This is a genomic window from Stenotrophomonas maltophilia group sp. Smal17 (assembly GCF_030237045.1).
GTDB lineage: Bacteria > Pseudomonadota > Gammaproteobacteria > Xanthomonadales > Xanthomonadaceae > Stenotrophomonas > Stenotrophomonas forensis.
The window spans coordinates 16,693-36,149 of the sequence record NZ_JASJSU010000025.1; the positions used below are offsets into that span (position 1 = coordinate 16,693).

12 protein-coding genes and 2 pseudogenes are annotated in these 19,457 nt (G+C 67.5%); 5 read left to right on the forward strand and 9 right to left on the reverse strand.

Features of this window, described 5'->3' with window-relative positions; translation table 11 throughout:
• Positions 1-62 precede the first annotated feature (62 nt).
• The 6 genes and pseudogenes from QRO93_RS09160 to QRO93_RS09185 all read right to left on the reverse strand — a co-directional run bounded on the left by QRO93_RS09160 (position 63) and on the right by QRO93_RS09185 (position 9,004).
• Positions 63-3,092, reverse strand: a pseudogene (locus QRO93_RS09160) (autotransporter domain-containing protein).
• Positions 3,093-3,356: 264 nt separating this feature from the next.
• Positions 3,357-4,424: an acyltransferase family protein gene (locus QRO93_RS09165; protein WP_285304112.1), complete on the reverse strand. Its 1,068-nt coding sequence runs from the start codon at positions 4,422-4,424 to the stop codon at positions 3,357-3,359.
• A complete protein-coding gene (nagA, locus tag QRO93_RS09170) occupies positions 4,424-5,572 on the reverse strand; it encodes an N-acetylglucosamine-6-phosphate deacetylase (protein ID WP_180880940.1) in 1,149 nt (382 codons plus the stop codon). Before nagA ends, QRO93_RS09165 begins: the two co-directional genes overlap by 1 nt.
• The gene (locus tag QRO93_RS09175; RefSeq protein WP_049458849.1) at positions 5,572-6,600 is read right to left on the reverse strand and encodes an SIS domain-containing protein; all 1,029 of its coding nucleotides are present in this window, start codon (positions 6,598-6,600) and stop codon (positions 5,572-5,574) included. Before QRO93_RS09175 ends, nagA begins: the two co-directional genes overlap by 1 nt.
• A 7-nt stretch (positions 6,601-6,607) precedes the next feature.
• Entirely contained in the window at positions 6,608-7,675 is a 1,068-nt protein-coding gene (locus QRO93_RS09180) for a LacI family DNA-binding transcriptional regulator (RefSeq protein ID WP_006391719.1), read from the reverse strand.
• A gap of 39 nt (positions 7,676-7,714) precedes the next feature.
• Complete coding sequence (locus QRO93_RS09185) at positions 7,715-9,004, reverse strand: sugar MFS transporter (RefSeq protein WP_053450811.1); 1,290 nt, start codon at positions 9,002-9,004, stop codon at positions 7,715-7,717.
• Between the two features lie 376 nt (positions 9,005-9,380).
• On the opposite strand from QRO93_RS09185, the gene QRO93_RS09190 reads away from it, so the two are divergent.
• The 3 genes from QRO93_RS09190 to QRO93_RS09200 all read left to right on the forward strand — a co-directional run bounded on the left by QRO93_RS09190 (position 9,381) and on the right by QRO93_RS09200 (position 15,709).
• The gene (locus QRO93_RS09190; protein WP_180880938.1) at positions 9,381-10,397 is read left to right on the forward strand and encodes a glucokinase family protein; all 1,017 of its coding nucleotides are present in this window, start codon (positions 9,381-9,383) and stop codon (positions 10,395-10,397) included.
• A 143-nt stretch (positions 10,398-10,540) separates the two neighbouring features.
• A complete protein-coding gene (locus QRO93_RS09195; RefSeq protein ID WP_180880936.1) occupies positions 10,541-13,240 on the forward strand; it encodes a TonB-dependent receptor in 2,700 nt (899 codons plus the stop codon).
• A 111-nt stretch (positions 13,241-13,351) separates the two neighbouring features.
• A complete protein-coding gene (locus tag QRO93_RS09200; RefSeq protein ID WP_180880934.1) occupies positions 13,352-15,709 on the forward strand; it encodes a beta-N-acetylhexosaminidase in 2,358 nt (785 codons plus the stop codon).
• A 135-nt stretch (positions 15,710-15,844) separates the two neighbouring features.
• Here the strand turns inward: QRO93_RS09200 and QRO93_RS09205 are convergent, their stop codons facing one another.
• Both QRO93_RS09205 and QRO93_RS09210 read right to left on the reverse strand, forming a co-directional pair.
• Positions 15,845-16,237, reverse strand: a complete 393-nt coding sequence (locus tag QRO93_RS09205; protein ID WP_049458854.1) for a VanZ family protein — start codon at positions 16,235-16,237, stop codon at positions 15,845-15,847.
• Positions 16,234-17,418 carry a class I SAM-dependent methyltransferase gene (locus QRO93_RS09210; protein WP_274511158.1) on the reverse strand — a complete coding sequence of 395 codons (1,185 nt, stop codon included), beginning with the start codon at positions 17,416-17,418 and terminating at the stop codon, positions 16,234-16,236. The genes QRO93_RS09205 and QRO93_RS09210 overlap by 4 nt, the downstream gene beginning before the upstream one ends.
• A gap of 59 nt (positions 17,419-17,477) precedes the next feature.
• On the opposite strand from QRO93_RS09210, the gene QRO93_RS09215 reads away from it, so the two are divergent.
• Positions 17,478-18,215 carry a pteridine reductase gene (locus tag QRO93_RS09215; RefSeq protein ID WP_008265570.1) on the forward strand — a complete coding sequence of 246 codons (738 nt, stop codon included), beginning with the start codon at positions 17,478-17,480 and terminating at the stop codon, positions 18,213-18,215.
• Between the two features lie 9 nt (positions 18,216-18,224).
• On the opposite strand, the pseudogene folK reads toward QRO93_RS09215, so the two are convergent.
• Positions 18,225-18,602 (reverse strand): annotated as a pseudogene (gene folK / locus QRO93_RS09220) (2-amino-4-hydroxy-6-hydroxymethyldihydropteridine diphosphokinase); the annotation flags it as partial.
• A gap of 91 nt (positions 18,603-18,693) precedes the next feature.
• On the opposite strand from folK, the gene QRO93_RS09225 reads away from it, so the two are divergent.
• On the forward strand, positions 18,694-19,437 hold the full coding sequence (locus tag QRO93_RS09225) for a 20S proteasome subunit A/B (RefSeq protein ID WP_053450817.1): 744 nt from the start codon (positions 18,694-18,696) through the stop codon (positions 19,435-19,437).
• Positions 19,438-19,457 lie beyond the last annotated feature (20 nt).

A 19,457-nucleotide genomic window follows, 5' to 3' on the forward strand; every position in this document is an offset into this window, starting at 1 on the left:
GCATCATGGCGGTGATGGGATGAGTGCCGACCGAGGTCGGCACCCACCCGGGCGCGCGGCCGTCACCAGTCCGCGCGCAGGCCGATGTTGCCTTCGATGATGCGGCGCTTCTCGTTGCGATCGCCGCCCAGTTCGCGGGTGTAATCGGCCACCGCGTAGGCGCTGATGGTGCGGTTGAAGCGCCCGACCACACCCACGCCGGCTTCCAGCGCACGCGAGCGCTGCGAGTTGACGATCACGTCGCCGTCGAAGCGGATGCGATCCTCGCCGGAGCCGCCGTGCCAGTAGTTGAGCTTGAAGTACGGCTGCTAGCCGTTGTCGGCCAACTGGTAGTCACCGGCCAGGCGCAGGCCGATGCGGCCGGTCCAGGCGTTGTCGTTGTCGAAGCGCACGCTCGATACCGCATCGCGACGGTCATCCAGCGCGGTGCGCTGCCAGATCACCTGTACCTGCGGCTCCAGCCACCAGGCCGACTGGCCGAACTGCAGCAGCGGCTTGCCGGCCTCCACCGACACACTGGTGCCATCGCCCTTGATGCCGAAGCCAAGCCCGCGCGAGGAACGCACGCGCCCGTCGTAACGGCTCTGCATCGCTACCGCATCGATGTAGCCACCGTTGCTGCCGGTGAGTGTCCAGTACAGGCCCACGTGCTTGTCGTCCAGCCGGTTCTGGCCCACCTGCACGTTCTCCCAGCCCAGCGCCAGGCCGGTGGTCTTGCCCTGCGCGCGGGTACGGCCGACAAACACGCCGATCTGGTTGCGATGGTTGTCGTTGGCCGCAGCCCACACATCAAGGCCGGCCTGCAGGCCCATCACATCGCCGTCGAACCCGGGCTGCGCATCGCCCTTCCAGTGAATCTCGCTGCTCTGCCCGACCAGCCGGCCCCAGGCGGTGCGCAGCGCGCCCTGGTTGTACAGCAGGCGCTGCTCGCCCTGCCGTTCGTGGAACGTGCCGAGGCTGGCCAGAGAGGCCTCGCGCAGCAGGGGCGGCACCACCGCGTAGGTGGCGGTCTCCACGCGGTACAGCGGCACCACGGCGCCCTCTGCCGGGCGCGCATCCGGTGTCGGCGGCGCGCCCGTGCCGGGCAGACTGCCACCGGCCACCGGCACCTCGGGCACTTCCGGATCGGTCGGCGGCGGCGCCGGCGGTGGCTCCGGCGGCGGTGGCGGTGGGGCGGTCTCACCGGCGGTCAGGTCCGGATCGGTGGCGCCTTCGGGCGGCGGGGGTGGCGCCGGCGTGATCGGCGGCGGCGGGGCCACCGGCGGTGTTGGCGGTGGCGGCGTGACGGTACCGCCGCCATTGGGCGCCGGGGTTGGTCCCTGCACCAGCGTCGAGCGCAGGTACCAGTTCTCGCCGGTACCCGCGCTGACCCCGCCCTTGAACAGGAAGTACTCATAGGCACCGGCCGCCACGGGCGCAAACAGCGAGAATGCGCCCGGCGCGGTGGTGGCGCCATTCAATGCCTGCACCACCAGGATGCCGTCGGTACGTGTCGCCGCACCACCGCCGCCCACGTTGAGGATGCCGATGCCGGTGCTGCCGGTGGCCGTGCCGCCGTCGAACACCAGCTTGTCACTGGCCGAATCATCGGCCCCCAGCACCGTCTTCAGGTACACGCCACCGCCGTCTCCGCGGTAATTGCCGCGCACGGTGAAGGCATCACCGGCGCTGCCGCTGGCGGTCAGGTCGATGCGCCCGGCATTGACCACGTTGACCAGGCCCGATGCCGCGAACGGGCGAATCGCGTAGTTGCCGCCGCCAGCGAACAGCGTACTGGTGTCGTCGACGGTGAGCGTACCGGTGCCGGTGCCGGCATCGCCCAGCACCAGAGCGCCGTCGAAGGTCAGTTCGGTGCTGCTGGCCAGGTTGATCGTTTCCCAGTTCTGGAAGCGCCCGACGCCAGTGGTCTTGACGTTGGTGAGGTTGAGCTGGTCGGTGCCGCTGCCGCCGTCGAACAGGGGTACTGCGCCGACGTGGGTCTGGGTGAGGTTTGCCAGGTTCGCAACGTCGTCATCCGGGCCCATGTCGATCGCACCGTAGACGATGCCGCCATCGGTCCAGTTGAACGTGTCATTGCCGGTGCTGAGCAGCACCTGGCCGCGCACGGTGCCATCAGTGATGGTCACGCTGTCGGCACCGCCGCTGACGCTGATGTTGCCGCCGATGTAGGCCGTGCCCGAAATGATGATGGTGTCGGTGTCGAAGCCGGTCACCACGTTGCCGTCAACGGTACCGCCGGACATGTCCCACAGGTTCTTGTCCAGCTTCATGTTGACCCGGCCGATGCGGCCACCGGTCATCCAGGCCCGGTCGCCATCCTCGAACGCGCCGATGATGCGGCCACCGCTCATGCGGAAGGTATCGATGTTGTCGCCCTGCTGCAGCGCGCCGATCGTGCCGCCGGTCATGACGAAATCGTCGCGTCCACTGCCCTGTGCGACCACGCCGGTGATGGTGCCGCCAGTGACCGTCATCTGGTCATCGCCGCTGCCCTGGTCGACACGGTCGAGGGTGCCGTCGTTGAGCAGCAGCACATCGTTGCCATCGCCCTGCAGGACACCGCCGGTGATGCTGCCGGCCTGCATCTCCAGGCGATCATTGCCGGCACCGAACTGCACGCCGGTTCCGCCACTGAGCGTTCCGCGGTTGACCAGCACGCTGTCACCATTGCCGACGAACTGCAGGGCGATGTTGTTGCCCGTGCTGATGCTGCCAAGGTTCTCGACGCGGCTGCCGCCGCCGAGCTGCACCGCCACGCCGCTGAGCGAACTGATCGCGCCCTGGTTGGACAGCAGATGGCCCCCTGCGCCGACCAGCGAGATGGCGGAACCGCCACCGCTCTGCTGCAGTTGCGCGCTGCTGGCAACGTTGACGGTGATGCCGGCCGCGCCGCTGGCAGCGATGGGAACGGTCTGCGGGTTGGGTGCGCTGGCAGTGCAGGTGACCGTCTGGCCGGCAACGGGCGCAATGGCGTCACAGCCGGCCCAGGCGACGCTGGCGGACATCAGCATGACGGAGGGAACGGCCAGGGCCTGCAGCACGGAAACGGTGAGGCGGCGCGGACGAAACGCGCGCGGGACGGCACGGGACATACAGCACTCCTGGACAGGGGATCAGGAACTGCGGATATGCGGTACTGCGAGCGCAGTCTGCCTTGTCGTGAATGGTTTCGACAGGTGAATTTACGTGCCAGTGATCACACTTCAATTGCGAACTCGAGCGACTCTCACCTGGCCTCTACGTGACTGAAACCATTCATTTTTCTGGAGGCCACCAGTAGCGAGAAGAGCATCCACGCAGGGCGTGGATGAGGTCCAACCGCACCGTAGATCCACGCCATGCGTGGATGGGGCGTGTCAGATCTTCAGGTAGATCTTCCGTCGGTCCAACCACCAGGCCACGCCCCACCACAGCGCGACGAACGCTACCGCCTGCAGCATCGATGCCAGCTCCAGCGCCTGCGGCATCGCATGGGCCAGCTGCTGCCAGATCCAGCCCCAGGCGCCGGTAGCCATCAGCACCACCGACATGACCGACGCGCCAAGATAGGCGGTGATCGCATTGACCCCGAAGCGCCGCCCCAGCGCCGGCCAACCCTTGCGGTCGATCAGCACGTGGCCCAGCCACAGCGCCAGCGCGGCAAGGCCACCGGTCCACAGCACATAGCTGGGCGTCCACAGCTGTTTGTTCAACGGCAGCACGGTGGCCAGCAGCAACCCAAGCACAGCGGTTGCCACGCCCAGCCCGGCCAAGGCCGCCGAACGCCCGTTGCGCAGCAGGCCGCCGGCCAACAGGCCGAGCACGGTGCTGGCCAGGGCGCCCAGGGTGCTCAGCAATCCTTCCGGGTCATGGCCAAGCCCGGTATCGGCGTGCCACTGGTAGATCCACGGGGCGAACAGCGCGGTATCCAGGCGGCTGGCCGGATTGGTCCACGGCGCCAGATCGCCGATGCCCAGCAGCAGTACGGTGTACCCCACCAGCAGCGTGACCAGCACAGCCGCCTGCACGCGCGGCCGCGCATACACCGCCAGCACGCCCACCAGCGCCGCACACATCGCGATGCGTTGCAGCACGCCCCATATGCGGAAGTGATGCGTCTGCAGCGCCCACCAGATCAACAGATGCAACAGCGCACCGGCCAGCAGGATGCGCAGCGCGCGTTCCAGCACGCCACGCGCCAACGCAGGGCGGACCGACGCGTCCAGCGCGCGCGGTGCCACGCTGAAGGCCATCGACACACCGACCAGGAACAGGAAGAACGGGAACACCAGATCGGTGGGCGTGCAGCCATGCCATTCCGAATGACGCAATGGTGCGAATACCGCGCTCCAGTCACCCGGGTTGTTGACCAGCAGCATCGCCGCCACGGTGATGCCGCGCAGGGCATCGATCGAGCCCAGCCGGCGTGGCGGCGTAGCGTTCATCAGGCGGCCTCGTACTGTCCGGCGATCCAGGTGCCACGCACCTGCAGGGCGTCATCCAGCAGCACCAGGTCGGCCTGGTAGCCCTCTGCGATGTGGCCGAGGCGGTCATCGACATTGAGGAACTGCGCCGGATAGGTCGAGGCCATGCGCGCCGCTTCGGCCAGCGGCTGGCCGAGCAGCTGCACCGTGTTGCGCACGGCGGTGGCCATGTCCAGCGCCGAACCGGCCAGTGCACCTGCAGCGTTGCGGACCACGCCGTCGATGGCCGTGATGGTTTCGCCGTACAGCACATAGCTCGGGTCATCGGCACCGACCGGCGGCATTGCATCGGTCACCAGCAGCAGGCGGCCACGCGGCTTGGCCGCCAGGGCCACGCGCAGGCTGGCCGGATGCACATGCACGCCATCGACGATGATGCCGATCCAGCTGTCGCGGTCTTCCAGCGCGGCGCCCACTGCGCCGGGCTCGCGGCCCTGCAATGGCGACATTGCGTTGTACAGATGGGTGAAGCCACGCACGCCGGCATCCAGGCCGGCGCGGATCTCTTCGTAGCTGCCCGCGGTATGCCCAGCGGCAACGATCACGCCACGCTCGACCAGCGCACGGATGGTCTCCAGCGGCACGCGTTCCGGCGCCAGCGTCAGCAGCGTCACGCCGTTGTCGAGCGATGCGGCCAGTGCGATCTCTTCCTCGTCCGGCACGCGGAACTTGCTGGCATCGTGCGTGCCCTTGCGCGCAGGTGCGATGTAGGGGCCTTCCAGATGGATGCCGATCACGCCCGGCACGCCCTGTGCGATGGCCTCGCGCATCGCACCGATGGCCTCGCGCATCACGCCCACGTCGTCGCTGATCAGCGTCGGCAGCATCGCGGTGGTGCCGAAACGGCGGTGCGCCTGCGCGATGGTGCGCAGCGATGCTACGTCCGGCGTGTTGTTGAACAGCGCGCCGCCGCCGCCGTTGACCTGCACGTCGATGAAACCGGGCAGCAGCCAGCCACCGCCCAGGTCCACCTGCGCGGCGGCCTGGCCGAGCTGCGGCGCGGCATCGGGCAGCAGCGCACTGATGCGGCCGTCCTCGATCACCACCGCCAGATCGTCGCGGAATTCATCGCCTGCAAGGATGCGGGCGTTACGCAGGACCGTGGCCATCAGACCGTCTCCGTGACCTTGTTCAGGTGCGGCGGCAGATCCGGGTTGAAGCCACGGCGCAGCGCCAGCGCGTTGATCGCGCGGTAGAAGCTCTGCACGGTCAGCAGCGGCGCGCACAGCGGATGCGGCGCGGCCGCCACCGGCAGGTTGCCACCAGCACCGGCCATCCACACCTGCGCACCGCGCGCGGTGAACTCATCGACCACTGCGCGGGTACCGGCGCCGGTCTCGTCCGGCTGCGCGAAGGCAAGCACCGGGAAGCCACGATCGACCAGCGCCATCGGGCCGTGCTTGACCTCGGCCGAACTGTAGGCCTCGGCGTGCAGGCTGCAGGTTTCCTTGAACTTCAACGCGGCTTCCTGCGCCGCGCCCAGGCCCAGGCCGCGGCCGAGCACGAACAGGTTGGTGGCCTCGACCAGGCCGTCGGTCACCGCACTCCAATCGCACTGCCAAGCCGCACGCATCGCATCGGGCAACAGGTCCAGTGCCGCGCGCAGGTTGCTGTCCTGCTTCCAGTACGCGGCCAGCTGCAGCAGCGCAGCCAGCGAAGCCAGGTAGCTCTTGGTGGCCGCCACGCTCTTCTCGGCACCGGCATGCAGCGGAATGACCGTATCGGCCAGCTGCGCCAGGGGCGAATCCTCGACGTTGACCAGCGCGATCACGCGCGCACCGGCCGCCTTGGCGGCTTCCGCATTGCGCAACAGGTCGGGGCTCTTGCCGGACTGCGAGATGACGATGAACAGTGCGCCGCGCAATTGCAGCGGTGCGGCATACACCGAGCCCACCGACGGCGAGGCCGAGGCAACCACCAGGCCCAGCTGGGTCTCCAGCAGGTATTTGCCGTAGGTGGCGGCATGGTCGGAGCTGCCACGCGCGCAGGTGACCACGAACGGCGGCGGCGCCGCGCGCAGGCTGGCGGCCAGGGTTTCCATGGTGGCGTGGTTGCGCGAGAACTGACGGGCGACCACGTCGGCTGCTTCAGCGGCCTCGGCGAACATCAGGGTGGAAGTGGGGTCTGACAGCGACATGGCAGGCTCAGGCAGGATCGGAAGGAAGGGGGCGTGCGCCGGCCGGGCGCATCGGTGCGGTCGAACCGCGCACCACCAGTTGTGGCACGAAGCCCTGGTTGTGCAGCGGCGCGGGCGCATCGTCGTAGGCGTCGCTGCGCAGCTGCGCGATCAGCAGGCGCGCGGCGTGGCGCGCGATGTCCTCGGTGGCCTGCTTGGCGGTGGTCAGCGGCGGCCACGACTGGCGCGAGAACGGGCTGTCCTCGAAGCCGGCGATGGACAGGTCATAGGGCACGTTCATGCCGGCCGACTTGGCGGCGGCCAGCACGCCGGCGGCGATTTCATCGTTGGAGCCGAAGATGGCGGTGGGAGGCTCGCGCAGCGCCAGCAGGCGGCGCGCGCCGCGGAAACCGTCGTCGAAGGTGTAATCACCCTGCACCACCAGGTGCTTGTCCACGGTCATGCCGTAGTCCTTCAGCGCAGCCTCGTAACCGGCATAGCGCTCGCCGGAGGAGCGGTGCGAGATGCCGCCCCAGAGGAAGCCGATGCGCTGGTGGCCCAGCTGGATCAGGTGCTCGGTGATTTCGTAGGCGGCCTCGCGGTCGTCGACGAACACACAGGCGCCGTCGGCCGGGTCTTCGGTGGCAGCGATGATGCGCACCAGCTTGATGCCACGCGCGGTCAACGCCTGGATCAGGTCGCGGCGCTCGGACATCGGTGCGGTCAGCACCAGCCCAGCCAGGCGCGAACGCTGCACCCAGTCGGCCAGTTCATCGGCCAGCAGCGGCGAGCTGGAATCGCAGGGATGGATCTGCAGGCCAAACCCGGTCTCGCGGCAGGCGGCCAGCACGCCGTTCTGCACGCCGATGATGTGGTACGGGTTCGGGTTGTCGTAGACCAGCCCGATCACGAAGGTGGTGCCGCTGCGCAGGTTGCGCGCGGACGGGTCGGGCTCGTAGTCGAGCTCGGCGATGGCACGCAGCACCCGTGCACGGGTGGCCTGCATCACCGAGGGCTCGTTGTTGATCACCCGCGAGACCGTCTTCAGCGAGACCTTGGCCTTCTCCGCAACGTCCTTGATGGTCGCTCTGCGCATGGGTTTTCCCTGGGGTTGGCTGCCGTCCATCATCGCCGATCAGGCCTTGTCCTGCGGCAGGCCGGCGCGATGGCCGATCACCGAGTAGAACAGGATGTACAGGTAGCACGGCACCATCAGCAGCACGAACACCAGCTGGAAGTCGATGTGCTGCTTGAGCACGGCGAACAGCTGGGGAATGATCGCGCCGCCGGCGATGCCCATCACCAGCAGCGCCGAACCGGTTTCGGTGAAGCGGCCCAGGCCACGGATCGCCAGCGGGAAGATCGCCGGCCACATCATCGCGTTGGCAAAGCCCAGTGCGGCCACGAAGCCCACCGAGACGTAGCCGTGGGTGACCCAGGCGCCGAGGCAGAACACCACGCCCAGCACGGCGGAAATGGTCAGGTAGCGTGACTGCGAGACCACCTTCGGGATCAGCAGCAGGCCGACCACGTAGCCGATGAGCATGGCAAACAGGGTCAGCGAGGTGAACATCTTGGTCTGGTCCAGCGGCAGGTCGAAGCCGTGGCCATAGGTACCGATCGCATCGCCGGCCATCACCTCCACGCCCACGTACACGAACAGGCACAGCACGCCCAGCCACAGGTGCGGGAACTGGAAGATGCTGCGGCGCTCGGCGGCACCGGCGGTGGTGGGCGTGGCGTTGGCTTCGGCGGACTTGATTTCCGGCAGCGGCGAGAACAGCACGGCCACCGCCAGCAGCACCAGCAGACCGGCCATGGCCAGGTACGGCGCGTGGATCTTGGCGGCGAAATCGTTGAGCAGCTGCGCCTTGGTCGCTTCATCGGCAACGGCCACGCTGGCCGACAGGTCACCGATGCCGTGCAGCACCACGGTACCGATCAGCACCGGCGCCAGCATGCCGGCGATCTTGTTGCAGATGCCCATCAGCGCGATGCGCCGCGCCGCGGTCTCGATCGGGCCGAGGATGGAGATGTAGGGGTTGATCGCGGTCTGCAGCAGGGCCAGGCCGCTGCCGATCACGAACAGGCCACCGAGCGCGCCCGGGTACCAGCGCTGGGTGGCGAATTCACCGAACAGCGCGGCACCCCCGGCCATCACCAACAGGCTCAGGCTCAGGCCCTTCTTCATGCCGGTGCGGCGCAGGATCCACGACGACGGCAGGGCCAGGAAGAAGTAGGACAGGTAGAACACCATCAGCACCAGGAAGGCGCCGACCTCGCTGAGTTCGAAGGCGAGCTTGACGAAGGTGATCAGCGGCCCGTTGAGCCAGGTGAAGAAGCCGATCAGAAAGAACAGCACGCCGACGATGGCGATGGAGGTGGCCACGTTCGGGCGCGCGCTTGCAGCGGGGACGGCGGACATCAGGAGGGCTCCTGCGGCGACGGCCGCAGAACGCGGCGTCGGAGAGTGGCTGGGAACAACGTTGTCACATTCTTTCGATGGACAACCGCGGTTTGTCAACTTCCCTGCATCACCCCGTGAACCTCGTGCTGCACTGCGCAAGCCGATCCCGGCGCATCGTGCTGAATGCGCCGCAGCCCTTGAGCCCCGTGCAGCAACGGTTCCCGCGTGAAACCCATGCTCACGCCATGTAAACGTTTACTGCATGTCGCATTCGTTGCGGCGCAGCAACGAAAGTGTCACGAACTCGTTGACATCGTTGTCAGCGGGGTTACAGACTCCGCCCCAATCGCCGCCCCCGATCCCGGGGCCGGCCCCACCTGCAGCAGGAGCCCGCGTGACCGCCAGCCACCCCGCCCCGGCCCATGTCCTGTCCCGAGTCGCGCCCTCGTTCCTGGCCGCCGACGTCGGTGGCACCCATGTGCGCGTGGCCCGGGTCCAGGCCAGTGGTGATGCCGCCCACCCGGTGCAGGTGCTGGAATACCGCAAGTACCGCAATGCCGACCATGCCGGCCTCAGCGCGATCCTCTCCGACTTCCTCGGCGAAGGCCCGCGACCCACGCACTGCGTGGTCGCCAGCGCCGGCTATGCCCGCGAGGACGGCACGGTGATCACCGCCAACCTGCCGTGGCCGCTGTCGGCGCGCCAGGTGGAAGCCGACGTCGGCCTGCAGCGGGTCTACATCGTCAACGACTTTGAAGCGGTGGCCTACGCCGCTGCGCAGGTGGACGCCAGCGGCGTGCTGCACCTGTGCGGACCAGAGACCGCTGCACGCGGCCCGACCCTGGTGGTCGGCCCGGGCACCGGCCTCGGCGCCGCGCTGTGGATTCCCACCGCACACGGCCCGGTGGTGCTGCCGACGGAAGCCGGCCAGCCGACCCTGGCCGCCAGCACCGAGCTGGAAATGGCCATCGTCCGCCACATGCAGCGCGACCGCGCCCACGTGTCGATCGAGCATGCAATCTCCGGCCCGGGCCTGATGAACCTGTACCGCGCGGTATGTGCGCTGCAGGGGCAGGCACCGACGCTGGCCAGCCCGGATGCGGTCACCGCGGCCGCCATGGCCGATACCGATGCGCACGCACGCCAGGCGCTGGATGTGTTCTGCGGCCTGCTCGGCAGCACCATCGGTGACATGGCGCTGTTCTACGGCGCCCATGGTGGTGTCTACCTGGCCGGCGGCATCCTGCCGCAGATCCGCGAATACCTGCACGCCAGCACCTTCGTCGAACGGTACCTGCAGAAGGGGCCGATGGGCGAAGCACTGGCACGCATCCCGGTGAAGGTCGTCGAGCACGGCCAGCTGGGCGTGGTCGGCGCTGCCAGCTGGTACCTGCAGCAGTCGGCCGCCTGACACCGCAACAGGCTTCAACGCAATCGCAGCACGCTGTACGTGGCACGCCAACGCACGGGACTTCGCCGCCGCCCCGCGCATGTCATCGCAACCGTAATCGAACACCGCCGCCGGCATCCAATCGAGTGATGAGGAGAGACATCATGAATACCCGCAAGACCCTGCTTTCGGCCGCCATCGTCAGCTGCATCGCCTTCAGTGCGCATGCACAGCAGGCCGCCCAGACCGCCACCGACCTGGATACCGTGCAGGTCACCGGCATCCGTGGTTCGATGGAAAAGTCGCTGGACACCAAGCGCGAAGCCAATGCGCGCGTGGAAGTGGTCACCGCCGAAGACGTCGGCAAGCTGCCGGCGCACAACGTCGCCGACACCCTGCAGCGCCTGCCGGGCGTCAACATCAGCTCGTCCAGCGCCGACGAAGGCGGCTTCGACGAAGCTGACCGTGTCAGCCTGCGTGGCACCAGCCCGAGCCTGACCCAGACCCTGATCAACGGCCACAGCGTCGGCTCGGCCGACTGGTTCGTGCTCAGCCAGGGCAGCAACGTCGGCCGCAGCGTCAGCTACACCCTGCTGCCGTCGGAACTGGTGCGCTCGGTGGAAGTGAACAAGTCCTCGCAGGCCAAGCTGCAGGATGGCGGCACCACCGGTACCGTCAACATCCTCACCCGCAAGCCGCTGGAGTTCTCCAAGCAGATCACTGCTGAAGCTTCGATCGGCGCGGTGCGTTCGGACCAGGCCAAGTCGAATGACCCGCAGCTGTCGGGCCTGTTCAACTACAAGAACGACGACGGCACCTTCGGCGTGATGGTGCAGGGCTTCAGCCAGAAGCGCGAGCTGCGCCGTGAAGCGCAGGAAATCCCCTCGGGCTTCTTCAAGATCGACCCGAACGGCTCTGTCGCCAAGTCCAACCCGGACCTGGCCGGCGTCTATGCGCCTGCGCTGCTGGGCTCGACCCTGTTCGAACAGACCCGCGAGCGCAAGGGTGGCCTGATCTCGCTGCAGTTCAAGCCGGCCGACAATCTGACCCTGGGCCTGGAAGGCTTCAGCTCGAAGATGGAAGCCAACAACTACAACCGCAACTTCATGTTGTGGGGCAGCAAGATCATGGGCGACGACAAGAACGACGCCGGCGTGATCACCCGTCCGGGCCAGGCGCCGCTGCCGGGCTATGTGGTCAAGGATGGCGTGCTGACCAACGCCAACTTCGCAGGCGTCGCCGGCACGCCGTACGCGGTGTACGACATGATCTACCGCGAGGCCACCGCCAAGAGCAACTACATCACCCTCGACGCCGACTGGCAGATCAACGACAGCCTCAATGCCAAGTTCCAGGCCGGCAGCACCAAGGGCACCGGCACCACCCCGCGCCAGTTCATCGCGGAAGTGACCGTGGCCGACGGCGGCGGCGCCAACTGGACTACCCACGGCAACGGCTCGCCGGTGGACTGGAACGTGGGCGGCGACATCAGCCCGAACGGCGTGACCAGTTTCGGTACCTGGGGTAACCAGGAAGTGACTGCCGAAGACAAGGAAAAGTGGTTCACCGCCGACTTCAACCAGTACTTCAACGATGGCGGCGCGCTGAACTCGCTCGACTTCGGCGTGCGCTATGCCGACCACAAGCGCGAAGCGCTGTCGCCGGAAGGCGCCACCCCGGGCGCGATCTGGGACGCACTGAAGGGCGCTCCGACCGGCAGCTTCCCGGGCGGATTCGCTGGCGGCATCGGCGGCAACTTCCCGCGCAACATCTGGTACTACACCCCGGGTGCGCTGAAGGACGCGGTGCTCAACAACTCCACCTGGCTGGCCGGCAATGACGGCCCGACCGGTCGCCACAACTACGGCGCCGAGTGGAAGGTCGCCGAGAAGAACTTCGCCGGCTATGTGCAGGCCAACTTCAGCGGCGACCGCTGGAGCGGCAATGTCGGCCTGCGCTACGTCAACATCAAGCAGGACATCGACACCTACCAGGCGGTAAGCGACCTCGCCAACGCCGACGTCAGCAGCCTGTTTGGCAAGTGGAAGTCGCTGTCGTTCGAGAACAAGCACGACCGCATCCTGCCCAGCGCGAACCTGAAGTTCGATCTGGCCGATGACCTGGTGTTCCGCTTCGCCGCGTCGCAGACCCAGACCCTGCCGGACTTCTCGGCACTGGGCGCATCGTCGTGGGGTTCGGACCTGACCAAGGTCGGCGGTGGCGGCAACCCGAAGCTGAAGCCGGTGCTGTCGACCAACTTCGATGCCAATCTGGAGTGGTACTTCATGCCGCGCGGCCTGGTGTCGCTGGGTGCGTACTCGATGAACCTGAAGGACTACGTGGCCTTCGGCACCCAGACCCAGATGCTGTACAGCGAGCTGAGCAACCAGCTGGAGGCCTACCAGGTCGCGGTGCCGGTCAACGCCGACGGCAAGGTCTATGGCATGGAGTTCGCCTACGAACAGCCGCTGGGCGAGAACTTCGGCCTGAACGCCAACTACACCTACGCCGATGGCAGCACCTCGCATACCTGGGAAGACGGCAGCAACAACCTGCTGGGCACCTCGAAGAACACCTACAACGTGGGCGCCTACTTCGAGAACGACACCTTCGGTGCGCGCGTCAGCTACACCTACCGTTCCTCGTTCCTGATCGGCCTGAAGGGCGCAAGCCCGTACTACCAGGATGATTTCGGCACCCTGTCGCTGTCGCTGAGCTACAAGGCCACCGACTGGATGAGCGTGAGCTTCGATGCACTGAACCTCAACAACCCGACCCTGAAGTACTACCAGAGCGCCTCGATCCCGAGCGCGTTCTATGAAAACGGTCGTCAGTACTACCTCAACTTCCGCTTCAAGTACTGATCCAGCGGCGGCAACATCGCCGAGTCGTGCACGCACGCCGGGCCTGGGTCATTCCGGGCCCGGCGTTTTTCATGTATAGCGTTCATCGCACCGTTCCAAGGAGTCGTACCGATGGTCAAGCCTTCCCGCGCCCGGATGCGCAGCGCAGTGCTGCTGGGCAGCCTGCTCGCCCTGCTGCCGGCGATGCCGGCACTCGCCGCCGATCCCACGCCCGCCGCAGAAGCACCCGGCCCGCAGCTGCGCGCCGGCAGCCTGATGCTGATTCCCGCGCCGTCCAACGTGCAGCGTGGCCAGGGCAGCGGCATCACTGTCCGTGCCGATACCGTGCTGTACGCCGAAGGCGAAGCCGCGCAACGCGTCGCCACCCAGTTTGCCGACCTGCTGGCCCGCAGTGGTGGCCCGCGCCTGGCCCTGGCCAAGGGCAAGGCAGCAGGCAAGGCCGGCAGCATCCGTTTCCAGATCGTGCCCACCTTCCGCGACAGCGGTGAGGGTTACACGTTGGACAGCACCGCGCAGGGCGTGGTGATCCAGGCCGGCAACGAGACCGGCCTGTTCTATGGCGCAACCACCCTCGCCCAGCTCGCCACCGGCGGCAGCAACGGCGTGCTGCCAGCGGTGCAGATCCAAGATGCGCCGCGCTTCAGCTGGCGCGGCTTCATGCTCGACTCGGCGCGGCATTTCCAGAGCCTGGACGAGATCAAGCGCGTGCTCGACGCGATGGCCGCGCACAAGCTCAACACCTTCCACTGGCACCTGACCGACGACCAGGGCTGGCGCATGGAGATCAAGCGCTACCCGAAGCTGACCGAGGTGGGCAGCTGCCGCCTGCCGGCCGGTGACGGCGGCATCGACCCGGTCAGTGGCCAGGAGCATCCATACTGCGGCTTCTACACCCAGGAGCAGATCCGCGAAGTGATCGCCTATGCAGCCGCGCTGCATATCCAGGTCATTCCGGAAATCGACGTGCCCGGCCACGCCACCGCCGCCATCGCTGCCTACCCGGAACTGGGCTCGATCAGTACCCCGCTGAAGCCGATCAGCGAGTGGGGCGTGTTCCCGAACCTGTTCAACGTGGAGGACAGCACGGTCACCTTCCTGGAGAACGTGCTGGAAGAAGTGATCGCACTGTTCCCGGCCAAGTACGTGCACGTGGGTGGCGACGAGGCGGTAAAGGACCAGTGGGAAGCCTCCAAGCAGGTGCAGCAGCGCATGCGTGCGTTGGGCATCAACAATGAGATGGCCATGCAGAGCCACGTCATCAAGCGCCTGGAGACGTTCCTGGAGGAACACGACCGGCGCCTGATCGGCTGGGACGAGATCCTCGAAGGGGGCTTGCCGCCGCAGGCCACGGTTATGTCGTGGCAGGGCACCGAAGGCGGCCTGGCCGCGGCCAGCGCCGGCCATGACGTGATCATGTCGCCGGTCGGCTACCTGTACCTGGACTACCTGCAGACCGCATCGCCGAATGAACCGCCGGGCCGCCCGGCCCAGGTCAACCTTGGCAAGCTGTACAACTTCGAGCCGGTGCCGGCCGAACTGGCTGCCGACAAGCGCGGGCACATCCTGGGCCTGCAGGCCAACATGTTCACCGAGCACACGCGCAGCTATGCACGCCTGCAGCACAACCTGTTCCCGCGCCTGGCCGCGGTGGCCGAGACCGGTTGGAGCACGCCGGAACATCGCGATTTCCGCGACTTCCTCGCGCGCCTGCCGGCGCAGCTGCAGCGCTACCGCGCCTGGGGCCTGGCCTATGCGCAGACGCCGTTCGAAGTGGGCGTGGATTACACCGACAACCGCACCGCCAACACCGTGACCGTATCGCTGGCCAACCCACTGGGCTATGAGGTGCGCTACAGCACCGATGGCCAGCCGGTCAGCGCACAGTCGCCGTTGTACCAGCAGCCGCTGACCGCGACGCTGCCGGCCACGGTGCAGGCCGCCGCGTTCTATCAGGGCCAGATGCTGGCCGCAAAGCCGACCGTCGCCGCGTTCACCGCGCAGTCGCTGCTCAGCCGCCGCAGCGATGAGCTGCTCAGTTGTGTGGGCCAGAAGGGCCTGGTGCTGCGCCTGGAAGACGATGGCCCGCGCGAAGGCAGCCGCGCGGTGTTCAACGTCGACATCTTCCAGCCGTGCTGGCGTTGGCCGCAGGCCCAGCTGGACGGCGTCGGCAGCGTGGAAGTGCGTGCGGGCCGTATTCCGTACTACTTCCAGCTGGCCCATGACGAACCCAAGCGTCGCTTCGAGAAAGCCAAGCGTGCGCATGGCGAGATGCAGGTGCGCCGTGGCGACTGCAGCGGCAAGGTGCTGGCCGAAGTTGCGTTGCCGGCCCAGCCGGATGCCGATGGCTTCGTGACCCTGCGTGCAACGCTGCCGAAGGGTACCCAGGGTAACGGCGACCTGTGCATCAACTTCACCGGCGATACGCGCCCGGCGATGTGGGTGCTGGATGAGGTGACGCTGGGGAAGTGAGGGCAGGTCTGTCCTGGTGGGTGCCAACCTTGGTCGGCACCCCGGGCAGTTCATCCACGCATGGCGTGGATCTACGGGACGGCTCCACGCGTGCCGTGGATCTACCGGTAGGTGCCAACCTTGGTTGGCACGCCTTTACCCGCGCCAGCGCAGCAGTAGATCGCGCAGCGGGGTCAATACGGTAGCCATGCCGGCCAGCACGCCGATCGTGTTGGCGAGCGCATCCATCGGATCGGCCGTGCGGTTGCTGGTCAGCGCGCCCTGCGCGAACTCGATGCCGATGCCCATCAGCACCAGTCCCACGCCCACCCACAGCAGCGGGCGGCCGCGCCGGAACAGCTGCACTGCGCTGCCGGCCAGGATGAAATAGGCCAGGAAGTGCTCACCCTTGTCGCTGTTTTCCGGCAACGGAATCGGCGGCGGCGGGATCAGGCACACCACGATCACCAGCAGTACCGCCAGCGCCCACAGCACGGTCCACAGCCGCGGCCTGCGCAGCGGCTTGATCAGCGGCCGAGCATCACTCACAGCCGCCAGCTCAGGTCACCCAATTCGAAGGCCGGCTCGAAATCGACGCCACGCTGCAGGCCGATTGCCTGGAAGCGCTCGCCCATTTCGGTCGGCAGGGTCAGCTTCTTCACCTGGTCGCGCAGCTGGATGCGGCCGACTTCATCGGTGCGCTCCTCGGCCAGCAGCAATACCTGGTCCAGCCCGTTGCCAAGCAGGAAACTGGCCTGGCTGCAGTAGCCGGCCAGCTCGAAACCACCGTGCAGGCCCGCTTCGGCCATCGCGGTGAAGTCCACCGAGGCGGTGATGTCCTGCAGGCCCGGCCAGCGATGCACGTCGTTGTGCACGTGGTGGCGGTAGAACGCACGCACAGTGCCATCGTCGCGGTCATGCTGGTAGAACTCGCCGCGGTTGTAGCCATAGTCGACGAACAACATCGCACCGCGCTGCAGGCCACCGGCCACTGCCTGCAACCAGTACGGCAGCTGCGGCAGCACTTCGGAACGGTAGCCCTCGGCGAAGGGCTTCTCCAGATAGCGCTCGATATGGCGCACCGCGCCGTTGAGCAGGATGTCGGCCGGCTGCGCGCCGCGCATGAAGCGGCCTTCGGCGTCCAGCTCGACGGTTTCCTCATAGACTTCGCCATCGCGGATCAGGAAGCGCGGCGTCGGCAGCGCGTCGATCACCTCGTTGGCGAACACCACGCCCTCCCAGTCCTCTTCGAACGGGCGGTCGATCCAGTCCACGCGCGCGGCCAGCTCGGCCGGCAGGTTCTGCTGCAGGCGCTGCTGCTGGCGCTCGCGCAGGTCGGCGCTGGGTTCGAGGATGGCGTAGCGCGAGGGCAGCGCATCCAGCTCTGCCAGGCGCAGCAGCACGGCCTCGGCGAAGGCACCGGTACCGCCGCCCAGCTCCAGCATCCGCGCCTGCGCACCCAGCTGGGCGAATACCGGCGCCAGGGCATTGGCCACGCTGCCTGCGAACAGGCTGCCGAGCTCAGGCGCGGTGGTGAAGTCGCCGCTGCCACCGAACTTGCTGGCGCCGGCGCTGTAATAGCCCCAGCCCGGGGTATACAGGCACAGCTCCATGAAGCGGGAGAACGGCATTGCCCCGCCCTGCGCAAGGATCTCGGCGCGCAGGGCGGCGGCCAGCTGGTCGCTGTGGGCCAGGGCATCGGCTTCGGGCAGGGGGAAGGTGGGCTGCATGGCGTCTTCGAATGCGGTGACAATGGTGCACAGGATAGCCGAGCCTTGGAGGACCCTCGATGAGCGATACCCACCCCGTGGTCCTGATCACCGGCAGCGCGCGCCGGATCGGTGCGGCCATCGCCCGCCAGTTCCACGCCTGTGGCTGGTCGGTGGTGCTGCACGCCAACACCTCCAGCGCCGAACTGCAGCAGGCCGCGTTCGATTTCGACAACGTACGCCCGGGCAGCGTGCTGGCCCTGCAGGCCGACCTGCGCGACGCCGACGCCCTGCCCGACCTGGTGGAACAGGCCGTCACCCACTTCGGCCGCCTGGACGCGCTGGTCAACAACGCCTCCAACTTCTTCCCCACGCCGCTCGGCCAGGTCACTGCCGAGGCGATGGACGAGCTGTATGCGGTCAACGCGCGCGCGCCACTGCTGCTGTCACAGGCAGCCGCGCCCTACCTGCGCCGCCAGCAGGGCTGCATCGTCAACCTGACCGACCTGCACGGCACCGATCCGATGCGTGACCACATCGCCTACACCATGGCCAAGGCCGCGCTGGAGATGGCCACCCGTTCGCTGGCGCTGGAGCTGGCGCCGAAGGTGCGGGTCAATGCGGTGGCGCCCGGCGCGATCCTGTGGCCGGAACAGGGCAAGGATGATTTCGCCCGCGAGGCGCTGCTGGCGCGCACGCCGCTGGCACGGATCGGCACGGTCGAGGAGATCGCCGAGGCGGTGTACTGGCTGGTGGCCGAGGCCAGCTTCGTCACCGGCCATACCCTGCGCGTGGACGGTGGGCGTACGGTCAGCTGAAATGTTGCCGGCCAGCGGCTTCAGCACGAAGGCATGCTTCAGTTCCGGGCGCGGAATGCGCAGGTGGCCGGGGCCTTCCACCACCAGGTCGCCATAGAACACCACGTCGATGTCCAGGGTCCGGTCGGAAAAGCGCGGCCCGCTGCGATCACGGCCATGCGCGTCTTCCAGCGCATGCAGCCAGTCATCCAGCTCCTGCAGCGGCAGGCCGGTCTCGATCGCCACTGCGTTGTTGAGGAAGGCCGGGCCATCGAAGCCAACCGCGGCGGTACGGTAGGCGGGCGACACCTGCAGCGCGCCGAAGCGCTCGCGCAGGGCCGTCACCGCGGCGTGGAGGTAGCGGCGGGGCTGGACGTTGCTGCCCAGGCTCAGGAGCACGGTGGTCATGCGGTTCAGGTGACGGCACTTGGGGGGCGTGGACATGCCGTCGTCACGGCGGCCTGCCTACAATCCGGGACGCACATGATAGGGCACCGACATGACCTATTGCGTTGGAATCGAGGTCGACGAGGGCCTGGTCTTCGCCGCCGATACCCGGACCAATGCCTCGCTGGACGATGTGCGCGTGCATCGCAAGCTGCACGTGTTCGAGTATCCCGGCCAGGCAGCCTACGTGCTGATGGCGGCGGGCAACCTGGCCACCACCCAGCTGCTGGTGTCACGGCTGGGGCGCGACGCCGGCGAACGGCGCACGCCCAACCTGCGCGACATGGCCCACCTGTTCGAGGCCGCCGAGTACGTCGGCCAGCTGCTGGTCGACAGCCAGGTGCACAGCAGCCACAGCGAGCACGGCCATGACGGGGTCAACACCCAGGCCACGCTGATCTTCGGCGGCCAGATCGCCGGCGAGCGGCCGGGGCTGTACATGATCTATCCGCTGGGCAATGCCATTGCCGCCTCGCCGGAGACGCCCTACCTGCAGATCGGCGAATCCAAATACGGCAAGCCGATCCTCGACCGCATCCTCAGCCCGGCCACCCGCCTGGAAGACGCGGCGCGCACGGCGATCGTCTCGCTCGATTCGACCATCCGCTCCAACCTGTCGGTGGGCCTGCCGATCGACCTGGCACTGCTGCGCGATGGCGAGCTGCGCATCGGCCAGCAGCTGCGGCTGGGCGCGGATTCGGCGCTGTATGCCGACATCCACCAGAACTGGTCGCGGCGGCTGGAACAGGCGGTGGACAGCCTGCCGCGGTTCCCGTGGGAAACCACCGAACGGTAGTGGGGGGGGGGGGGGGGGGC

Excerpts from the sequence above, each read along its gene's own strand:
- QRO93_RS09215 (WP_008265570.1), top strand. The coding sequence starts at position 17,478 with ATGAGCGATACCCACCCCGTGGTCCTGATCACCGGCAGCGCGCGCCGG.
- QRO93_RS09175 (WP_049458849.1), bottom strand. The coding sequence starts at position 6,600 with ATGTCGCTGTCAGACCCCACTTCCACCCTGATGTTCGCCGAGGCCGCT.
- QRO93_RS09210 (WP_274511158.1), bottom strand. The coding sequence starts at position 17,418 with ATGCAGCCCACCTTCCCCCTGCCCGAAGCCGATGCCCTGGCCCACAGC.
- QRO93_RS09195 (WP_180880936.1), top strand. The coding sequence starts at position 10,541 with ATGAATACCCGCAAGACCCTGCTTTCGGCCGCCATCGTCAGCTGCATC.
- nagA (WP_180880940.1), bottom strand. The coding sequence starts at position 5,572 with ATGGCCACGGTCCTGCGTAACGCCCGCATCCTTGCAGGCGATGAATTC.
- QRO93_RS09225 (WP_053450817.1), top strand. The coding sequence starts at position 18,694 with ATGACCTATTGCGTTGGAATCGAGGTCGACGAGGGCCTGGTCTTCGCC.
- QRO93_RS09180 (WP_006391719.1), bottom strand. The coding sequence starts at position 7,675 with ATGCGCAGAGCGACCATCAAGGACGTTGCGGAGAAGGCCAAGGTCTCG.
- QRO93_RS09200 (WP_180880934.1), top strand. The coding sequence starts at position 13,352 with ATGGTCAAGCCTTCCCGCGCCCGGATGCGCAGCGCAGTGCTGCTGGGC.
- QRO93_RS09165 (WP_285304112.1), bottom strand. The coding sequence starts at position 4,424 with ATGAACGCTACGCCGCCACGCCGGCTGGGCTCGATCGATGCCCTGCGC.
- QRO93_RS09185 (WP_053450811.1), bottom strand. The coding sequence starts at position 9,004 with ATGTCCGCCGTCCCCGCTGCAAGCGCGCGCCCGAACGTGGCCACCTCC.